12 protein-coding genes and 2 tRNA genes are annotated in these 19,128 nt (G+C 38.1%); 3 read left to right on the top strand and 11 right to left on the bottom strand.

What is annotated here, in order from left to right:
- Both rimP and BACPLE_RS16720 read right to left on the bottom strand, forming a co-directional pair.
- The gene (gene rimP, locus BACPLE_RS16725; protein WP_007564129.1) at window positions 1-468 is read right to left on the bottom strand and encodes a ribosome assembly cofactor RimP; all 468 of its coding nucleotides are present in this window, start codon (window positions 466-468) and stop codon (window positions 1-3) included.
- A gap of 174 nt (window positions 469-642) precedes the next feature.
- Window positions 643-715 (bottom strand) — tRNA-Pro (locus tag BACPLE_RS16720).
- A gap of 163 nt (window positions 716-878) precedes the next feature.
- Here BACPLE_RS16720 and BACPLE_RS16715 point away from each other — a divergent pair.
- A tRNA-Phe gene (locus tag BACPLE_RS16715) sits at window positions 879-951 on the top strand.
- Between the two features lie 98 nt (window positions 952-1,049).
- Window positions 1,050-1,748, top strand: a complete 699-nt coding sequence (locus BACPLE_RS18655; protein ID WP_007564126.1) for a DUF1573 domain-containing protein — start codon at window positions 1,050-1,052, stop codon at window positions 1,746-1,748.
- A 19-nt stretch (window positions 1,749-1,767) separates the two neighbouring features.
- Here the strand turns inward: BACPLE_RS18655 and BACPLE_RS16705 are convergent, their stop codons facing one another.
- The 8 genes from BACPLE_RS16705 to BACPLE_RS16670 all read right to left on the bottom strand — a co-directional run bounded on the left by BACPLE_RS16705 (window position 1,768) and on the right by BACPLE_RS16670 (window position 16,594).
- The gene (locus BACPLE_RS16705) at window positions 1,768-2,883 is read right to left on the bottom strand and encodes a hypothetical protein (RefSeq protein ID WP_007564124.1); all 1,116 of its coding nucleotides are present in this window, start codon (window positions 2,881-2,883) and stop codon (window positions 1,768-1,770) included.
- Window positions 2,884-2,960: 77 nt separating this feature from the next.
- Window positions 2,961-4,802, bottom strand: coding sequence for a leucine-rich repeat domain-containing protein (locus BACPLE_RS16700; protein ID WP_167535729.1), 1,842 nt, complete (start codon window positions 4,800-4,802; stop codon window positions 2,961-2,963).
- Complete coding sequence (locus tag BACPLE_RS16695) at window positions 4,765-6,558, bottom strand: BACON domain-containing protein (protein WP_007564120.1); 1,794 nt, start codon at window positions 6,556-6,558, stop codon at window positions 4,765-4,767. The genes BACPLE_RS16700 and BACPLE_RS16695 overlap by 38 nt, the downstream gene beginning before the upstream one ends.
- A 16-nt stretch (window positions 6,559-6,574) precedes the next feature.
- A complete protein-coding gene (locus BACPLE_RS16690; RefSeq protein ID WP_167535728.1) occupies window positions 6,575-9,271 on the bottom strand; it encodes a DUF4458 domain-containing protein in 2,697 nt (898 codons plus the stop codon).
- 44 nt (window positions 9,272-9,315) lie between these two features.
- Window positions 9,316-11,163, bottom strand: a complete 1,848-nt coding sequence (locus tag BACPLE_RS16685) for a BACON domain-containing protein (RefSeq protein WP_148374554.1) — start codon at window positions 11,161-11,163, stop codon at window positions 9,316-9,318.
- Window positions 11,164-11,183: 20 nt separating this feature from the next.
- Window positions 11,184-12,059: a DUF4843 domain-containing protein gene (locus BACPLE_RS16680; protein WP_007564114.1), complete on the bottom strand. Its 876-nt coding sequence runs from the start codon at window positions 12,057-12,059 to the stop codon at window positions 11,184-11,186.
- A 14-nt stretch (window positions 12,060-12,073) separates the two neighbouring features.
- A complete protein-coding gene (locus BACPLE_RS16675) occupies window positions 12,074-13,624 on the bottom strand; it encodes a RagB/SusD family nutrient uptake outer membrane protein (RefSeq protein WP_007564112.1) in 1,551 nt (516 codons plus the stop codon).
- A 24-nt stretch (window positions 13,625-13,648) separates the two neighbouring features.
- Entirely contained in the window at window positions 13,649-16,594 is a 2,946-nt protein-coding gene (locus BACPLE_RS16670; protein WP_007564111.1) for a SusC/RagA family TonB-linked outer membrane protein, read from the bottom strand.
- A gap of 406 nt (window positions 16,595-17,000) precedes the next feature.
- Here BACPLE_RS16670 and BACPLE_RS16665 point away from each other — a divergent pair, with 406 nt between their 5' ends.
- Window positions 17,001-18,308: an IS5-like element ISBpl1 family transposase gene (locus BACPLE_RS16665; protein ID WP_007560346.1), complete on the top strand. Its 1,308-nt coding sequence runs from the start codon at window positions 17,001-17,003 to the stop codon at window positions 18,306-18,308.
- Window positions 18,309-18,652: 344 nt separating this feature from the next.
- Here BACPLE_RS16665 and BACPLE_RS16660 read toward each other — a convergent pair whose 3' ends face one another.
- Complete coding sequence (locus BACPLE_RS16660; RefSeq protein ID WP_007564106.1) at window positions 18,653-19,123, bottom strand: lipocalin family protein; 471 nt, start codon at window positions 19,121-19,123, stop codon at window positions 18,653-18,655.
- Between the last annotated feature and the right edge of the window lie 5 nt (window positions 19,124-19,128).

Genomic DNA, 19,128 nt, shown 5'->3' with positions numbered 1-19,128 from the left:
TTATTTAAAGCTAATTAAGTATTTGGTGTATTTTATCTCATCATACGTAAAGGTTACATTCTGTTCCACCAGCTTCGGACGCTTGGCACCTTCCGGTTTTATTTTCACTTCTACCGTAACCGTAAAATTCTCTTCGTTGGCATCCGCCAGCACACCTGTCCATTTCTTTCCGGTTTTGTCCAGCACTTCTACTTCGCAACCTACATGTGCTACATACTGCTGCAATACCTTAAATGGCTGACCGATTCCTGCAGAACCTACTTCCAGTTCGTAATCTTCTTCTTCACGACTTAATTTTGACTCAATATAGCGGCTCAGCTCCACACAGTCGTCTATCCACACGCCTTCTGCATGGTCTATTTCCACTACAATTTTGTCATCCGGACTCACATTTACATCAACCAGAAAATAACTTTTATCTTCCAGCCATTCCTCTACAATCCGAGCTACAACGTTTTTATCTATCATGTATTAACTATTAAGAACAAAAAAAGGAGCAAAATCGCCCCTCCACCTTTTCATCCAATCATTTGCAAAGATATAAATAATCTCATGCCACACAAAATAATGACAAAATTATTTATTACTGAGGAGTAGTATGAAAGAGCGGCAAATGATATAGAATCATCTGCCGCTCTTCTGTCGGAATGAGGCGACTCGAACGCCCGACCCCTACGTCCCGAACGTAGTGCGCTACCAACTGCGCTACATTCCGATTGAAACGTTTGTTTTTTCGTTTGCGCTGCAAAGGTAGACATATTTTCAATACCAACAAAAGAAAAACGAGTTTTTTTCATAAAAAATTATTTTTTCTCATTTTCATCTCATTTATTTTGGAGATTAAAGATTTTGCTCTATCTTTGCAACCGCAAAACGATGGTGCCATAGCTCAGTTGGTAGAGCAAAGGACTGAAAATCCTTGTGTCCCCGGTTCGATTCCTGGTGGCACCACAAATACAAATCCTGATTTCTAATGAAATCGGGATTTTTTATTTTCTTTCTACAAATCAACCTATCTCTATAATGACATATTGAAAAGGCATAGCACAATGAAAGCCATCTTTACCTACTTAATCATTATCGTTTCAATACTATATAGCAATCAAATATCATCGCAAGTCGTATTTAAGACCTATAATCAGGAAATAGGCACAATTCAATCAAACGGAGACATACAAAAGATCAATTACACTTTCAAGAATAATTCTAAGCATCCCACTGCCATCACACGAATTGCATCGAACTGCGGATGTACAACTCCCTCATTTGACAAACGACCTATACAAACAGGAGAGCAACGTACGATTCAAGTATCATTTAATCCCATAGGCATAAAAGGATATTTCAAGAAACAGATAACTGTATACTTTGCAGATAGCAAAAATCCTGTACATCTATATTTAAGTGGAAATGTGATTGCCCCAGAAAATCTGATAGATGGCTATCATTATGTATTGGGGAAATTACAATTAAAAAATATAAGAGCTACCCTACAAGCTTCAGAGGGTCAGACTTTCATGCGAACATTTCCATTAATCAATGCAACACCCCAAGCAGTAAAAGTAACTCTAAGTTCTGATATAGAAGGCATCCTTTTTGAAGAAACACAAATCACTTTGGCTGGACATGAGACATACGAATTACCTATTTATTTTTCCCCAAAGAAGTCTCAGCTGGTTTCTATTAGAATTATAGAAAAAAAGACTATAAACAATGAAGTTGCATTAAAAGTCATAAAAGACAAATAATGCAACTCATTATCAGAAATTAGTAAACGAACTTGCGCTGAACAATGAAATCACCTGTCAAATGAGTTTCATCCACGTCAGTATTCAACCAATAATGACCTTCCACCCAGTTACCTTGTTCATCAAAGGAAGAATAGCTATATGATTCTTCTGCATCTTCTCCAGAAGTTAATCCAGCAGTTTTCTTGGTAATGCCTGTCAAAAACTTCTTATCATTATACCAATACTGCAATTCATAGTGATTTTCGCTTTCCATGCCTTCAATTATATTGACATAATCTACAGTCGTTTTTTGAGCAGCCATATAAGACTCATTGTCATAAGTTGTAACCTTTTTCTCCCAGCAGCTACCTTCCGGCATTTCATATTCACCAGACATATCCGTTAGAATCTCACGATTTAATAAGAAGCCATTCTCATCAAAATCATATTTCACAGTCTGCTTAGAAATAATCATTGCCTGCATTGTCTTTGTTTCCACAGACGAAACAGGATACTTTTTATTATCATATTGATACGTTCTTTCCACTTTTAACTTAAAGAACCCCGTAGATTCTTCGTTTGTATAAAAAGCAGTATTCACTCCGTCACAAGTCAACAACACATTCCCATTCTCTCTAATTGTAGCAACTCCTTTTTGTAACACAAAATCCAACGTTCCTACGGCAAAAGGCAATGGGACATACAAATTATGGTTCCCATATTCAATAGTATACACCAAATCATCTCCTGAAGCTCCAACCGTCTTAATCAATGCAACCACAAGTCTTCCCTTATCATCATACTGGTAAGTAGAAATTCGCGCATCTACCGGAACCCAACGGCTAGCCTGCTCAGTCACCCCAAAAGGATCGTATTTCACCAAATTTCCCTTTTCATTGAAAGAATAAACATAAGGCATTTCTATTTTCTCACCATCCTCTTCCTGAATACGTTTCTCGATCATTTCAACAGGGTTCCCTTTCAAACCCATAAAATAAGAATGAGAATTATCCCATAATATCTCACAGACAGAATCCTCTGGAACTTCTGGGGTCTCAGGCTGCTTTCCACCTTCTTGCGCTTCATTTTCAGAGTCACAAGCCAGCAAGGACAAAGACAAGCAAACACAAAAAATTGTATACAAATATTTCATGATACACCAAAAATAAGAAAACCGGACGGATAGAAATACGTTCCATGCCGTCCGGCGATAATTAGAATGAATAAAATTTATTTCTCTTTATGTAACTCAGCCCAGATTTCATCAAAATCTTGTGCAAAATTCAACTGATAATGATTGGCTTCAAGTCTAAACGGACAATCTTTATTCCAACATTTCTCATACGTAACTCCCTTCGCATCACGATTATAAACAATAACAGGATGCGCAGGCAATAGTTTATCACCGTTACCCCCAAACATGTATTCACCTTCTATACAGCACCAATTTGCCGGAACGGTCCAAGTTAATGACAAACAACCATCCAAATCCAATGCTGTTAGATTGACTGGCACATCATTTCTGCTATTTTTCGTTTCTGTGTACACCCCAAAATCAGCTGGAACAGATGACAATGTAGTATTTTCAGACAAATCTATTACTGACAGAAGTGCATTATCCTTAAACTTGCCAACAGGAATTGCAGCAATATTATTATTTGCCACTGACAAATAACGCAAATTAGGCATTCCTGACAAATCTGGAATTTCAGTCAGACCACAATTATTCAAGCTAACAAGAATAATCTTATCGCTTTGCAATTTTCCAAAAGAAGTCAATTTGTTATTATCAAAGAATACCTGATCAAGTTCATTATGGCCAATATTCAATTTGCTAAGATCAACAGTAGTCAACTTGTTACCAGCCATTGAAAGTGTTCTCAATTCCCTAATCTTACCTACTGCTTCCGGAATATCTGTAAAAGCACATCCGTCAAGCAACAACCCTTGGAATTTAGTATGTTCTTGCGGAACATCTACAGGAAGAGTAGAAAGATTTTCATTCCAACGGAAATCAAATGTATACACTCTATACAACTTAGTAAATGTATTAGCAGGCAATGATGAGATTTTTGTACGCTGAATACGTAGCTGAGATAGCTTTTCCCAGTTGTCAAACGCATTTTCAGGAATCTGAGCAATTTCATTTCCTACCAAGTCCACCATTTCCAGTCCCTTATGGTTACTCAAACATGAAGGGAACTCTGTCAACTTACTGTCAATAATAGAAATCTTGTATAGATGCTTAATTTGCAAGTTTTCGGGTAATGAAGCCAAAGAAGTATTGATAATCTCCAATGACTGCAGGTTACTTTCGTTCAATTCAATAGGCAACTCCTCAAACTCAGGAATATCCCGAATCATAATATTCTCAAGTGTCGTAAAACGAGAAATGTTTGCAGGCAATTTCTTCATACCCTTAAATTTCTCATCAAATACAATACCTGCAAGATAAAGAATATTATGATTACCATCTTCCTCAAACTCCAGATTTTCCCAAGTCTTGAAGTCATCATTTTCTTCTCTCCAAGTCTTAGGCCACAATGTAGAATCCGGGCCAAGGATTTCCGTACATAAACCAAAAAGCTTATTCTTCAGCATATCTGCTGATTGTACCTCAAGGATATTTACAGGGAAATAAAAAGCTACTGCTTCCTCGTGCTTAATCACAAATGTATTATCACCAGACTCTGGCAAATACATGTCATGTATCTGATCACCTTTATTATTGTATGCAATGTATCTTACTACCGAATAAGTACCTACATCCAAACGCAGTACTTCAGACACCATCTCTTCTCCGTCTGCATTTACATCAATAGTAGGAAGAACCAATTCTTCCTCGCTTCCTTCTTTCTGAAGGGTAACCTTAATACGTGCTACATCTGCAATATCATCAATTGTATATACAGTATGCTCGTAAAAACGGAAAGTGACTTCCCCTTGTCCTTCGGCAAGGGGTGTTTCTGCATTTTCATCCTTACAAGAGATAAAAAACGCAGTAAACAATACTAAACAGTATAATAAGTAATTTTTAATTTTCATGATTCTTCCACAAATTAAAACGTTCATAATAGCGCCAGTAACCAGCCAAAGGTGCGCCCTTAGTCTTTTCGTAATCATTCAGTTCCGGCAGGTATAGGGCTGTAGTCACAGCTTCTTCTGTTTCCTCCGGACAAGGTGTGCTATAATCAAAATCTTTCAGGTTAGTAAATCCAACCGTCTCACTATTCGCTTCCTTAGGAGGTTTACCTGTTTGATTAAATACACGTATATCTGGGTCCCAGCAATTGCGATTAGCATGTTTCAAAACCCAGTTAGGTAGATTACCAGAGAACTTATTCAAACTTATTCGGAAAGAACGAAGTTTTGGCAACACATTACCCTCTATTTCTGGAAGTTCTCCATATAAATAGTTATAACCAATTCCTAAATGCTCCAAATCAGGGAACATAGTAAATAAAGACTCATCCACTTCTCCTGTCAGCCCTAAATCAGTCTTCCAGTTAACTCCCAATGGTATATCTGTCATATCATCCATTGAATCTTTTTTACGGTTACCACCTAGTTCTAAGTATTTTAACGATTTCTTTCTCGTCACAGTCATGCTTGTTCCATCCTGCTTGGTAATCACTCTGCCATTTGAGAGACCGCTCAAAGACCACAGCAAACTACCCGGTTTGTTTGGAGCCCCTAATTCAATGAAGCTATTTCCATACAAATTCAACTCTTCCAGATTACTCATATTAGCCCAATCCTCCGGTGCCGGAAGTTCACTAATACCATATGCATAGAGTGACAAACTCTGAAGTTTATCCAACTTAGTAATCTCATTACCCAACTTAATAGAACGAAGATAAGAGTTAGAGTTTGCCTTAATTTCCAATGTACGCAGTTCTTTCAAGTTCACAATCTGGAACGGGATAGAACGGTCTGTGTCGAACATAAAGAAACTGATGCCTACAATACGTTCTTCTATTGAATCTTTTCTAATACCTGCTACCTCATCCACATATTCATATTGAATCTCTTCCGTTTCAATATTGTCCCAGTGAGTAATAGGACGGCTGGTATCCCAGTATGTACCATACAATCCCATCAGACGAGCCAATGTCACCACTGTCAGAGAGTCACCACGACGAGAAGGAATAATCCGTTCCATGTGCTCCTGAGTCACCTTATATGTACTTACAATCCCCCCCTCTTTCTTTTCCTTAAAGCTAATGGCAAGCGTTCTATTTTCTGTGCTGCTATTAATATCATAATGGAATCTGAAAGTTTGTGTTTCCGGCTTAGTCAATGACGGCGTATACTCATACTTATAGTCTTTATCTGTACTTAGCCATTTGTCTGCAGCCTCTGCATCCTCAATAACAGCTTCATAGGGCACGTTAGCCATTACTTCTACATCAAAATATGCTTTTTCTTCATCTGCATAATAAGGTAAAGAAGTTTCTTCTGTTATTACTTTAATAACCGGAGCATATCCAAGTTGAGTAACCTTTACCTCTTTATAATCAGAACCACAGATGAAAGTAATTTTTGCTGTACGCTCATCATATCGAGTAGACTGATCCACTACAACTCTACACTCTGCATCTCCGTTTCCATTAGCTGGAGATACCATGCACCACGAAGCATCAGACTTGGCAATCCATTCCCCGTTAGCCTTGACAAAGATTTCTTCTTCTCCGCCTGCATCATACAAATTCAATTCAGTCTTGTCAATCTCAATGCCTGCTACTGGAGTAGCATCATCATCCTTACATGAGAAAGTAATAAGACTGATTATTGCTATGATTAATATTTTATTTATAAATCTATTCATAATGTCTTCTGTTTAATTAGTTCTCTGTTTCCAAGATAGGACATCCTGTAATCATCTGTGTAGCATCATAATATAAATACATTCTACCCATCTGAATAAACGTACATACCTCTGAAGGAATTACCATCTCCAAATTAGGATTGCTTTGCACATTAAATTCTGCTAACTGAGTAGGGAAATCTGTTTCTGGAATTTTACGTATATCATTACCTGATATATCCAGAGCACGTAATCCTAATGCTTTTGATAAGTTAGGAGGGAAGGCCTTCAAACAAGGAACAGTCACTTCTTTGCCATTCATCTTCTTAATCTCAAACTGGCCAGACAACAATACTTTACTCATTGCCTGTACGTTAAAGATATTCGAAGGGAATATAGAAAAAGCATTGTTACTCAGGTCTACTCCAGTAAAGTACGGGAAATTTTCCAAATCGAACTCCATCGGAATATAGCGCAAACGATTTCCCTTCAGGTCTAATGCAACCAGACGTTTCAGTCCCACAAATGAAGTTGCTGGAATAGAATCTAACTCACAATTAGCAAGCTGGAGATTCAAAACAATAGATCCGGATTCCACCAAATCATCCGGGAAATAGCATCTATTACCGTTTTTCGGATCACAATTATCTTTATTCGTCTTAAATCTATTTGATATCAGATTCAAAGTTTCAGTCTTTACTCCATTAAACTTACCTTCTTTTCCTCCTCTGAAAGAGTTTATCTTATTATAAGAGAAATCCAACGATGTCGCTCCGTATATTGTAGCATCAGGATCGCCATTTATCTTTTCCTTATACATATTAGGGAATTCTGTCAAAGCATTATTGGTCACGCTAAAGCTTTCAATATCGTCCGTTCCACAGAAATTATCATCCATATACGTAATCTGGTTATCTGCAAAGAATGCCTGAACCGGATTAAATTTTCGATTGCCACTAGCATCAACCAATGCCGGAAGTTCTTTAAGACGATTTCTGGTCATATCAAGCATTCTCAGGTCAGCAATATTCATAATATTCTTAGGGAACACGCTAATCTTATTGCCAATAAGATACAACAACTGCAATGTCTTACAAATATTGTTATTTGCATTATCAAATAAGCTATTCAAATCATTATTTCCAGTTGCTCCCTCTCCCTCAAACATTTGAGGATTCACACCAAAATTCAGCACCACAAGATTCAAATCTTTTAAACATTGTGGAACCTTTTTCATATTCTTACAGTTATATAGTTCGAATTCTTGAAGAGAAGTCAATTCCTTGAATGATTCCGGCAGTTCACTCACCAAACCATTGGCAATGAACATTGCTCTTAGTTTCTTCAGATTTCCAATATTCTTCGGCAAACTCTTAATTCTATTTGTTTGTCTTCCCTGATTGTTTCCGTATGTTACTGGAGTAGCATATTTCTTCACGTCTACTTGTCCTTTCTTCGGTTTATATAAGTCTGTACGTACCGTAGAAGGATGCAGCAACGCCATGCGAGCACGGAACACATCCATGTAATCTCTCTTGAAATTATAATTAGGATTATGGTTCAGTTTCCACATATCAATAGCAAACCCATTTGTCTCATCTGTAATGACACTTGGGTCTCCTTCTTCATTATGATGTCCTAAATACAGCACTTCCAATTCTGTCAGGTTACACAAATCTTCCGGTACATCTCCATAAGGGTTGAAGGCACCCAGATCAAGCTGAGTGACACGTCCTGCATTATTCAATGTTACACAAGGCTGTTTTCCCCATTCATCAACCGGACGATTTTCAAAACGCCAGTTTGCACCAATCGGGAAGTTTTCTCCATAATAGCTCCATTCTTCACCCTTCATATTTTTCCAAATATTGAAAAGTGCGATATAATCTTTTATAGCCAGATTATTTGCATCGTATTTCACCGGTACATCAGAAGAAGTTGTTTCATTTGCCAATACATTGACAAAACAATCCTTCATATCCTGTGCCAAAAGAAGAACCATTTCATTTGATGCGAACATTCTCAACTGAGTAACTTCATACTCTTTTGCTTCCATAGCAAGTGTATCCGTACGGAACAATCCGGTTTCATAATCGCGATACACCTTACATAAACGGCTGAAAGGCTGTTGCTGAGATCCTTTTTTCTTATAGAAAATCTCTACACTTTCAATGTTGTTATAATTAAATTCATTCGGATTTTGCTCTACATCTGCTTCGATAGCTCTTGATGTTGATTTATTTGCCTCACCTTTTATATTATCAAAAGCCGACAAATCTTTCGTCAGCAAGAAAGAAACCTTTCCTCTTACAATAGATTTTACATCCACATCCACTTTTGTAATAGAAGAAGACATAACTTCAAACGGAGTGAGTTCATCCAAATCTACTTGTATCAATGGCTCAAGATCGTTACCAACTATTTCTGATATACCATAAAGTGTATAGCTCTGCAGTTTATATTCACCATCCAGAAGTTGCAATTTTTCAGAAGTCAAGCCCATGTCTCCCATACCTTCTACAGACGTAAGATTCAGTGTCTGCGTGATACGGTTATCATTGTTCAAGAGTGTAACCTCTATTTTCTTGGCTTCACTCAAATATTCCAGTTCCTGCGAAGAACGGGTTCCTACAGATGCCACATGAAACTGTACGTATCCATATCCGCTCTCCAATTGCTCAGAATCTTCGTCCGAGCAAGATGTTACCCCTGCAACAAAAAGCAGGAGTAACATTAGTTTGTTTATTATATCTTTATATTTCATTTCGTTCCTCTAAATTATTGTTCTGAAGTAGAAGTTGCAGCAGCCTGTCTAATCTCAAAAGCACCAAAATACTGTTCAGGTTTTCCTTCACCAAGCCATGCACCTATATATACTTTTACAGATCTTTCACTTCCTGTTTCATTCTTCTCTATCTTAAAACTAAACTCTTTTCCAGGCTTATAAGAGTCAAAATCCAAACTAGCCCATGGAACTTCATATAGTTCACCTGATTCAATATATTTATCATTATCTATCAGATTTACATTACTATATATGGAAAGATATCCAGGTTCGTCTGAAGAATAATTAATAGTCAAGACTCCACCATCAGCTCCAATCTTATGCACAGGTGGGGTTACTTTACTTACATCTTCTGATTCAAACGTATATTCTTTCACATAAGCAGCTTGACCAAAAGGGATACTCTCACAAATACCCATTACATTCGCCTTTAACTTAAAAGCCGTCCAATTTTCATCTGTAGGATCAAAGAATTTCGTAAAATCTGCATTTTCGGCCATAAATAATTTAAAATATCTAGCCTCTCCATCATCATTCATAGATTTACTACGATCCTTTACTTCTAGCCTAAATGTCTTTGTCTGAGCTATAGCACGCGTTGCAGAGACATCTTTACATGTAATTACCATAGGAGTAGTTGGTGCATAAGTCTCATTTACACTATTATAATACATGACTATAGGGTAAACCTCAGGAGTAGTTGCACGTACTTCAATTTCAATAGACAAGCTTCCATCCTCTGCTGTCGCAGGAAACATTTTCCATCCAGTACCCGTAAGATCTGCAGTCAATTTATTAAATGCCTTATTATCAATTTCAATATAATTATCTCCAACACCTTTCTTCAATAAAGTTATGTCAACCGTTTTTTTATCTGCATTTTCATAACCAAAAGAAAGTGTAGCTGATTTATCTTCTGAATCCAATTTCTGTTCATCAAAGACTGGGAATATTGTCAGTGAATTTGTAAAAATACGATCCAGGTTCTCTCCTTGTTCTACATTACTTACTTCACCAATAATTGTATTATCTAGTTCAGTTAATAACGTCCATGGGACATTCGATTTTACAACCAATGAAACTTGAGTTTTACCTTCTGATCTGATTAATTCCACTGCATCAGTAACAGGAATCAGCTCACTTTGTACATCTCCTTCCACTTTATATCTATAAAATTCTACAGTCGGAGTAAATCCTCCCCATTTCAAAGTCCAGGACTGTGTTTCCACATTTTCTTCTTCTGGCACGAAATTTACAATAATATCTTTTGCTTCTGTCGTTGCCTTTTCATTGTCAGCATAAAAAATGATGTCCTTAGTTACTTCATCAATAGAATACGTAACCCAATCTACATCTTTAATTTGTATATCGTAATCGAAGTTAGCAACTACACTAATTCTATCAGAAATTACTTTATTCTCACTATCAATAGCCAGTTCTCCAACTTCTTTACTTACAGCAAAGTCTACTCCTTCTGCCTCCTGAATCACCTTAAAAGATGCCATCTTGCCAGTAGAAGGTTCGGTAATAATCACATTACCCTGACGTGATACTTTCTCTAGATTTTGCTTTACAGATACACTGACAGAACTTTCACCCTTCTTTCCAACTGGAGTATCAATCAAAATCCAACCTTGCTCAGAAGTGGCTTTCCAATCAGCATTAGCTGTAAAAGTAACCGTTTGAGCTTCGCCCGGTTCTGCCAAGAAAACCAGCTCGCTTTTACTCAATTCCAAATCTTTAGCGTCAATAGCTTCATTATCTTCGGAACATGCTGTAAACATTGTTGCTCCACAAACAGACAGCAACAATGAACAAACCAAATTTTTTATCTGTTTCATAATTATTATTTTTAAAGTTATTATCCAACACCGTTATTCATATCATCGGCTTCTTCCTGAGTCAGACAACGGAAAGCATATTGATACACACCAAAGCTTCCGGCCTGAGGAACAAATACTTCAAGCCAAAGGACGAAGAAATTTTCGTAAGTATTGAAGTAACATGGATATTGTTCTACAGAACGTACATATACTCTACTGAACGAACTTTCATAGAAAGCTTCCTGTTCAGGCACGGTAATAGTAGGATTCAACGGGTCCGAATCGTCAAAATTCAAACGGATAGGCAATCTTTCCTCATCGTCAAAAATATATACTTGCATAGAGTGATCGTCTATCTTCTCACCCTTCACCAAATAAGAAGCTGCATTCTCGCCAAAAGGAAAGGAAGCAATCATCTCAATATTTCCGCCTTCCTTCAAGAACTCATCCATAACAAATGATTTGCACTGCAACATCTCTACTACAGTTTCGTCTTTATAAGCAGAAGAGATCTCTTCTTTTGGAGCAATCAGGCGAAAACAAGCTTTCAGCGTATCTTCACGCATAAACTTGTTATAATCTCCCTTCAATTTAATCTCTGCGGTTGTTTCACCCTTCTTAATCGTGATGTTTTCCGTTCCGTCTACAAAGTCATAATGATAACCACGTACGGCTGTTGATTTCTCATTAACAACCTCTACAGCATAATGACGGTCATAGTCTGCTACATTAGTCACACCAACCGGAACCGTAAATACTTCATCCGGATTTTCCACTACAGGCATCAGGTAGAGTGAATCACTGAACAAAGCATACTGGGGGCCATTGTAAAATTTCTCTTCCTGATTGCAGGAAGAAAAACCTGCTACCATCAGAAGCAAACCAAACAAGGTCGAAAAAATATTCTTTTTCATGTCTTACTTCAATTTTATAAATCATTACTTGCATTGCCCTTCACCACACCATCTGTAGCTTCCAACTCATGTTTTGGAATAGGCCAAGTGGTCAGACAATATTTGGTACTGTTATAAGGTATATTCAACTCATTATTGTCCGGACCATCTACAGTATAGATTTGTTTCTTACGCTGTATAGGCAACTTCCAACGTTTCAGGTCTGACAAACGGAAACCTTCCATATAAAGTTCTATAGCACGTTCGTTCTGGATTTCCTTAAACAAATCGTCACCAGAAGCACCACTGCTACCATAACTTGTGATACGTTTCTTACGGATGGCTGTAATATCCGCATTAGCTTCTTCTTCCAATCCAAGCTTATAATATGCTTCCGCACGAAGCAAATATACTTCCGACAAGCGGAATACCTTAGGCATGTTAATAAACTTCTTGGTAGCTCCTCCATCCAAATTCGTGTTACCAAAATATTTGATAACCATTGGCTGGTCATGTCCTGTACCTACAGTGTAATCTGTTACGAAAAGAGAAGAACGGCAATCGCCTTCATAGAACAGTTTACGAATTTCTTCCGCAAATACATAATCCGGATTATAATAATCGGGAGCTACGAAGTTCAAGAAAATCTTACCCAAAGAAGAACCAAGGCTAGTTGAACTCATTGCAACCTTCCAGATTACTTCAGAACCTGTATCGAATGACCAGATTTTCTCATAATCTGATCCGCTACCGGTTGTTCCGTTACACAATTCATATATATCAGAATTGATAACTTTGCCTGCATATTCTATACACTTCTCAAGATTCTTCTTTTCTGCTTCTGCATCAGGAGTATTGCCTGTTCCGCCCATATACAAATAGATTCGAGATCTCAAGGCATTTACCGCACCGATGCTAAAATAAGGACTGTCAGCCACTGAACGTGAAGACGGAATATACTTTTCAGCGAATTCCAGATCACTGATTACCTGTGCATACGATTCACGAAGTGTAGAGCGTTTAACAGGAGAAGCATCTGCATACGAAAGCTTCAGTGAAACTCCCATCTCTTCCTTATCGGCAATGTCTTCATCGTAAGCTTCACAGTAGAAACGAATCAATTCAGCGTATGCAAGTGCACGAGCAAAATACACGTCACCCAAACGTCTTTCCAGTTCTTCTTTCTCTGCATCTGAAGTAAGCTTACTTTGTACTTTCTCTATATTCTCAATAAAAAAGTTACATGTAGATACGATAGAATACAATGAAGCATAAACTCCCTGTACATCTGCATTGGTCGGTTTAAACTGCCAGCGGTAGAATTCGGTATAAACTCCCATATTAGCATCCGAAGCATACGCCATATCTGCCTGAATATCCGGAAGAAGTGTCATGCTTCCAGAATATAGGTAGCCTGACTTAAAGGCGCTGTATATTCCTGTAACGATAGTGGTACAGTCATCAAGTGTCTCCATCGCCATTTCTTCAGGTATTGCCGAATCAGGATATTCGTCCAGAAAGCCTTTACATGAAGAACTTCCTACCAATACCAATGACAACAAGATTAATCTTATATTTTTTATCATATTTCTATATTTTATTTTTATCAATTAAAATCCTACTTCCAAGCCTATAGAGAACTGACGTGACATAGGATACTGTGCCTGATACATATTACCTGTAGATTCAGGATCCATACCCTGAAATTTCGTAAATGTAAACAGGTTCTGTGCCTGAGCAAATACGCGCAGATTTTCTATGATTCTCGTTTTTTGCAATAACTTTCTGTCGAAAGAATAAGAGATATTAAGATTCTTCAATCGCAAGAAAGAAGCATCTTCAAGCAAACGGTCGTCAAATTCCATCACTACACCATGACGTGGAACCGATGCGATATCACCAGGTTTCTTCCAACGGTCATATAAAAGTTTCTTGGACTGGTTCTGATTGATAAACATACCGTTACTTTCATCAAAATAGCGGTCGTTGTTCATCACCCAACGGTCTTTTACCCAGCTGAACTGAGCACTTACAGAAAGGCCTTTCCAAGAGAACATCGTATTAAAACCACCTTGCCATGGAGCAATGCTGTTCTTTCCGACAAGTACTTTATCGTTTTCACTATATACATTGGTAATATTACCATCTTTATCATACCACAGAGCATCTCCATTGACTGAATTTACACCTGCGAAACGATTTACATAGAATTCACCGTATGAATGTCCTTTCTTCAACAGCAAGTTGGTATTAGCCAATTCGTACACATCTCTACCGCCATACAGTTCAGTAATTTCATTATGATTGTATGAGATATTTGCACCCACATTCCATCTGAAATCTCTCATTCTCAGAATATCAATATCAAAACTCAAGTCAACACCCTTGTTTACCATTGCACCGATGTTATCCCATTGTTCCACATAACCAGAAGTCAAAGTCACGGGAACTGCCATCAACATGTCAGTAGTTTTCTTATGATAAAACTCTGCTACTACATTAATGCGGTCAAAGAATCCCAGCTTCAAAGCAATGTTCGTAGTCAGAAGTTTTTCCCATGTCAGGTCTTCATTACCTCTTGAATAAGGAGCAATACCCGGTAACACAGAGCCTTCAAGTCCATAAGTCGGGCCACCAGCAAAAAGAGCTAAATGGTCGTATGGCGGAATAGAAGAGTTACCAGAAGTTCCGACGCTGGCAGACAACTGTGCGTTTGTCAGCCACTCATAATCTTCAAGGAAAGCTTCACGTTTTGCATCCCACATCAAACCTACTGACCAGAAATTTGCCCAACGAGAGTTTTTACCAAAACGAGACGAGCCATCACGACGAACAGAGAAATCAGCATAATATTTTCCCTGATAGTTATATTCACCACGTGCAAAGAAAGACAAATAAGTAGAACCAGAAAAACTGTCACTTGGACTCTCAGCACGTGTAGCAGAAGACATGTTAAGCAATTTGTCGCTGCTCTGACCACGTGTAATGATAGAGAATGCTTCCGACTGATTATTTACGGCTTCCTGTCCTAAAAGCACATTGAAATGATGGTCATCTTTGTAATCAAATACATAATTAATTGTATTTGTCCATGTAAGATTATAATAACGGGAGAAAGAACGTCCTAAATACCCTTCACCCATGTTAGGTAAATAACTCGGATTTGAAGATACATCTCCACGACGATCCAAGAAATCAATACCGCCAATAGATTTGATAACAAGTCCTTCAATCGGTCTCAATTCACCATACAAGTTAGCCATCACTTTCCACTTGTTTGAGTTAGTCGGATTATTAGCCTGCCATTCCAACGGATTGACATTAGTACCCAGCCAAGTATCATCACTTACAGAAGCGTATGAACCATCTGCCTTGTAAGGATTCCAGTAAGGTAACATGAATCTTGCTGCAGAAATAGGAGTTACAGTTGTATATTCACCAGAAGTGGCTTCACTTATGTCTTCATACGATACTGCAGAGTTTGTTCCAATCTTAAACCAACTATTCAGCTTTGCTTCCAGATTTGCACGGAAAGAATAACGAGTGAAATCAGAACCTAAAGCAATACCTTCTTGATTATATACACCCCCTGAAACATAGTAATTATAGCGATCAGAAGCGCCACTGAACTGAAGTTCTACATTTGAGAAGGGAGCATTATCATTATATACTGCATCTCTCCAGTCAATATTTGTTCTTTCCAGTAATTCACGGTCATAAGTACCAGGAACACGCAAACCAATTTCTTCTTCGTAGTCCAGACGTTCTGAAGTATTCATCTGGTTCCATTTTCCGTATGCCAGTTTAGAAACACCATATTGAGCTCTTGCCGTAATATGTCCTTTTTCCCCCATCTTACCACGCTTAGTAGTAATAACAACTACACCATTCGCAGCACGCGCTCCATAAATAGATGTAGAAGAAGCATCCTTCAATACAGAAACACTCTCTATATCACTCGGATTTAAAGCTGAAAAATCATCTGCTGAAACTGCGATACCATCCAGAATAAACAATGGACTGACTCCTGCATTAATAGAGTTTACACCACGAATCTGGAAAGAAGCCGCTGCACTCGGTTCACCAGAATTCGACATAACCTGTAATCCAGATGCCTGTCCTTGTAATGCCTGATCAAAACTAGCAGCAGGAACACTTTCAAATTTATCACCTTTTACCGTAGAAACTGAACCAGCAATAGTTCCTTTTTTACGTACACCATATGCCACCACAACAACTTCGTCCACAAGCTGAGCGTCATCCTGCATTACAACATTCAGCACTCCCATCCGAGAATTTACTCTCAATTCTTGCGTTTGCATACCAATGTAAGAGAAGATCAAAGTAGCGTCGCCACCTTGAACCTGAAGCACATAATTACCGTCAACGTCGGTAACCACACCATTCGTAGTTCCTTTTTGTAAAATAGAAACTCCAATCAGAGGCTCATTATTCGATTTCGACACGACACTTCCTTTAATCGTGTACGATTGAGCCAAGGCTGATTGTACTCCTAATAGCACAAAAAGGACTAACCAAAGACTAAACCTTTTCATCTTTTGCCTGTTATAAAATAAATTAATGATTAAATAAAAATTTCAGTCAAATATCAATAATACAGATACAAACCTCTCAATTAAGAGATGCTTAAACGTGTAAAAAAACGCATAGTTAATAATTGCGTCTTTAAGAAAATAAAATGAACAATGGTTTTTACACAGAATTTCCCTTAGGTTAAGCAAATGCATTAAAACGAATCACGAGACTTTACATTTCGAAATACCAATTCCTGATTATTAACACACCAGAATATATAAAATGAATTTATATCCATAATCCCCTATCTATATAGTCGTCCCTTAAAGTACCCTTTTCCTGCTAATAGTCAATATATTAATGGCTAAATTTCTTTGATATATCTGCAAGTTTTTGTACCTTTATGGTTGAAAACTTGCAGATAATATGATAAAAACCACCTTGTCCCAGCCCTCTCTGTTCAGTTCGTTGGCAGACCAACTGAACCAAAAGCATCCCTTGTATCTGCTTGCCGACAAGATTGACTGGCACCGTTTCGAGGAAGCTTTCTCTCCGCTGTATTGTGCAGACAACGGGCGTCCTGCCAAACCCGTCCGTTTGATGTGCGGACTTCTGATTCTTAAACATGTCCGTAACCTTTCCGATGAATCGGTTGTTGAGCAATGGAGTGAGAATGCTTATTACCAGTACTTTTGCGGTATGTTGGAGTTCACGCCATCCTATCCCTGCAATGCAAGCGAACTGGTACACTTCCGCAAGCGTATCGGTGAGAAGGGTTTGGAACTGATTCTGTCAGAAAGCATACGTGTCAATCAACAGGATGATGACCGGGACCATCACGACACGGCCTTCATCGACTCCACGGTACAGGAAAAGAACGTGACTTATCCCACGGATGCCAAGTTGCATAAAAAGATAATCCGCAAAGTGTTGTCCATCGTAAAATCCTTAGACCTTCCTTTGCGCCAGAGCTACACTTTCACCCTTAAGAAGATTTACCGTGACCAACGCTTCCGTAACCATCCGAAAAACCGCAGCAAGGCACTGAAGGCCGACAGACGGCTACGCACCATTGCGGGAAGGCTTGTCAGGGAACTGAAGCGTAACCTGAGTGGAAACCATGACTATGACTCTCAGCTCGCCCTCTTTGAGCGGGTTCTTTCACAGAAACGTAACTCTCCGGGGAAAATCTATTCCCTGCATGAGCCGGAAGTACAGTGTATCAGCAAGGGGAAGGAACATAAGAAGTACGAATTTGGGAACAAGGTCTCAATCATCCGCTCAATTACCGGAATTATCCTGGGGGCCAAGTCCTTCCGGAACGAATATGACGGACACACCATTGAAGACTCCCTCTTACAGGTGAAACGAATTACCGGAAAGAGAATCAGGAGACTGGCAGGAGACAGGGGTTACAGGGGAAAGAAAGAAGTTTGCGGCACTCAAATATTGATACCTGATGTTCCAAACCGGAAAGACAGTTATTATACCCGCAGGAAGAAACATAAGCTTTTCTGCAAGCGTGCGGGAATAGAGCCGACTATCGGGCATTTGAAATCAGATTTTCGTTTAGGACGCAACTTTTATAAAGGGGTATTCGGTGATACTGTCAATCTGCTTTTAGCTGCCGCCGCATACAACTTCAAAAGAGCCATGAGGACTCTTTTGTGGCTTATTGAAAAAATCTGCGGGATACTGTTTCCGTACAATATTCCGCAGATGGGCACTTTTTAAGGGACGACTATATAACAATTCTTTTTGCAAAGTTATATAAAAACTATAATATGACATGTTTTTTATCTAATTTATTTTATCAGGAAAAACACATTCAGCAAATAAACTTAAATATAACACTATTTAATAATTTGCATATTATAAATATTTATTATTCCAACTACACACAAATAATAACAATAGAAAAAGAATAAAAAACATTCATCATAAAAGCCTGGAACAGTTCCCATAATGAAATAAAATTTTTATTTCCAATATCCAAGAAACCAAATATCTTTAAATAAAAATATCCTGCCACTGATACATTGATCAGCAACAGGATATTCCTATTTTTGTTTATCAGATTATTTCAAACTTCTACTTCCATTCAAAATATCTTCAGGAATTTCCGCACAACGTGTATATACAGATACATCTTCTGCGTTATCCTTCACAGTCCACTTCATTGTTTCATCAGTCATTTCTGAAACAATGTATTCTTTCAACGGATTATGTGAATAATCATATTCACCCGTCAAAATATATCCCAAATCTTCATCTTCTTCAATTTCAAAAGAGCCTGTAGATTTATGTGAATACATACTTCCCATATTTTCATACATCTCAAAAGTATGTTCCTTTCTATTAAACGTAATATATACATATTGACCTTCTTGCAAGGGTGCCCCATTAAATTCGGTCAACATCCATGTTCCATTCATAGTGGCATAATTTACCTCCTGATATACCACTGGAGTCTCTTCGTCCTCGCTACAAGCCGTTGTCATTGCCAGCAACGAGACACACATCATAATTCTGAATATGAATTTTACCATATATT

Origin of the sequence: Phocaeicola plebeius DSM 17135 (assembly GCF_000187895.1) — a bacterium.
Lineage (GTDB): Bacteria > Bacteroidota > Bacteroidia > Bacteroidales > Bacteroidaceae > Phocaeicola > Phocaeicola plebeius.
Note: the sequence above shows the minus strand (reverse complement) of the source record. Positions and strands in the feature narration are given on the sequence as shown.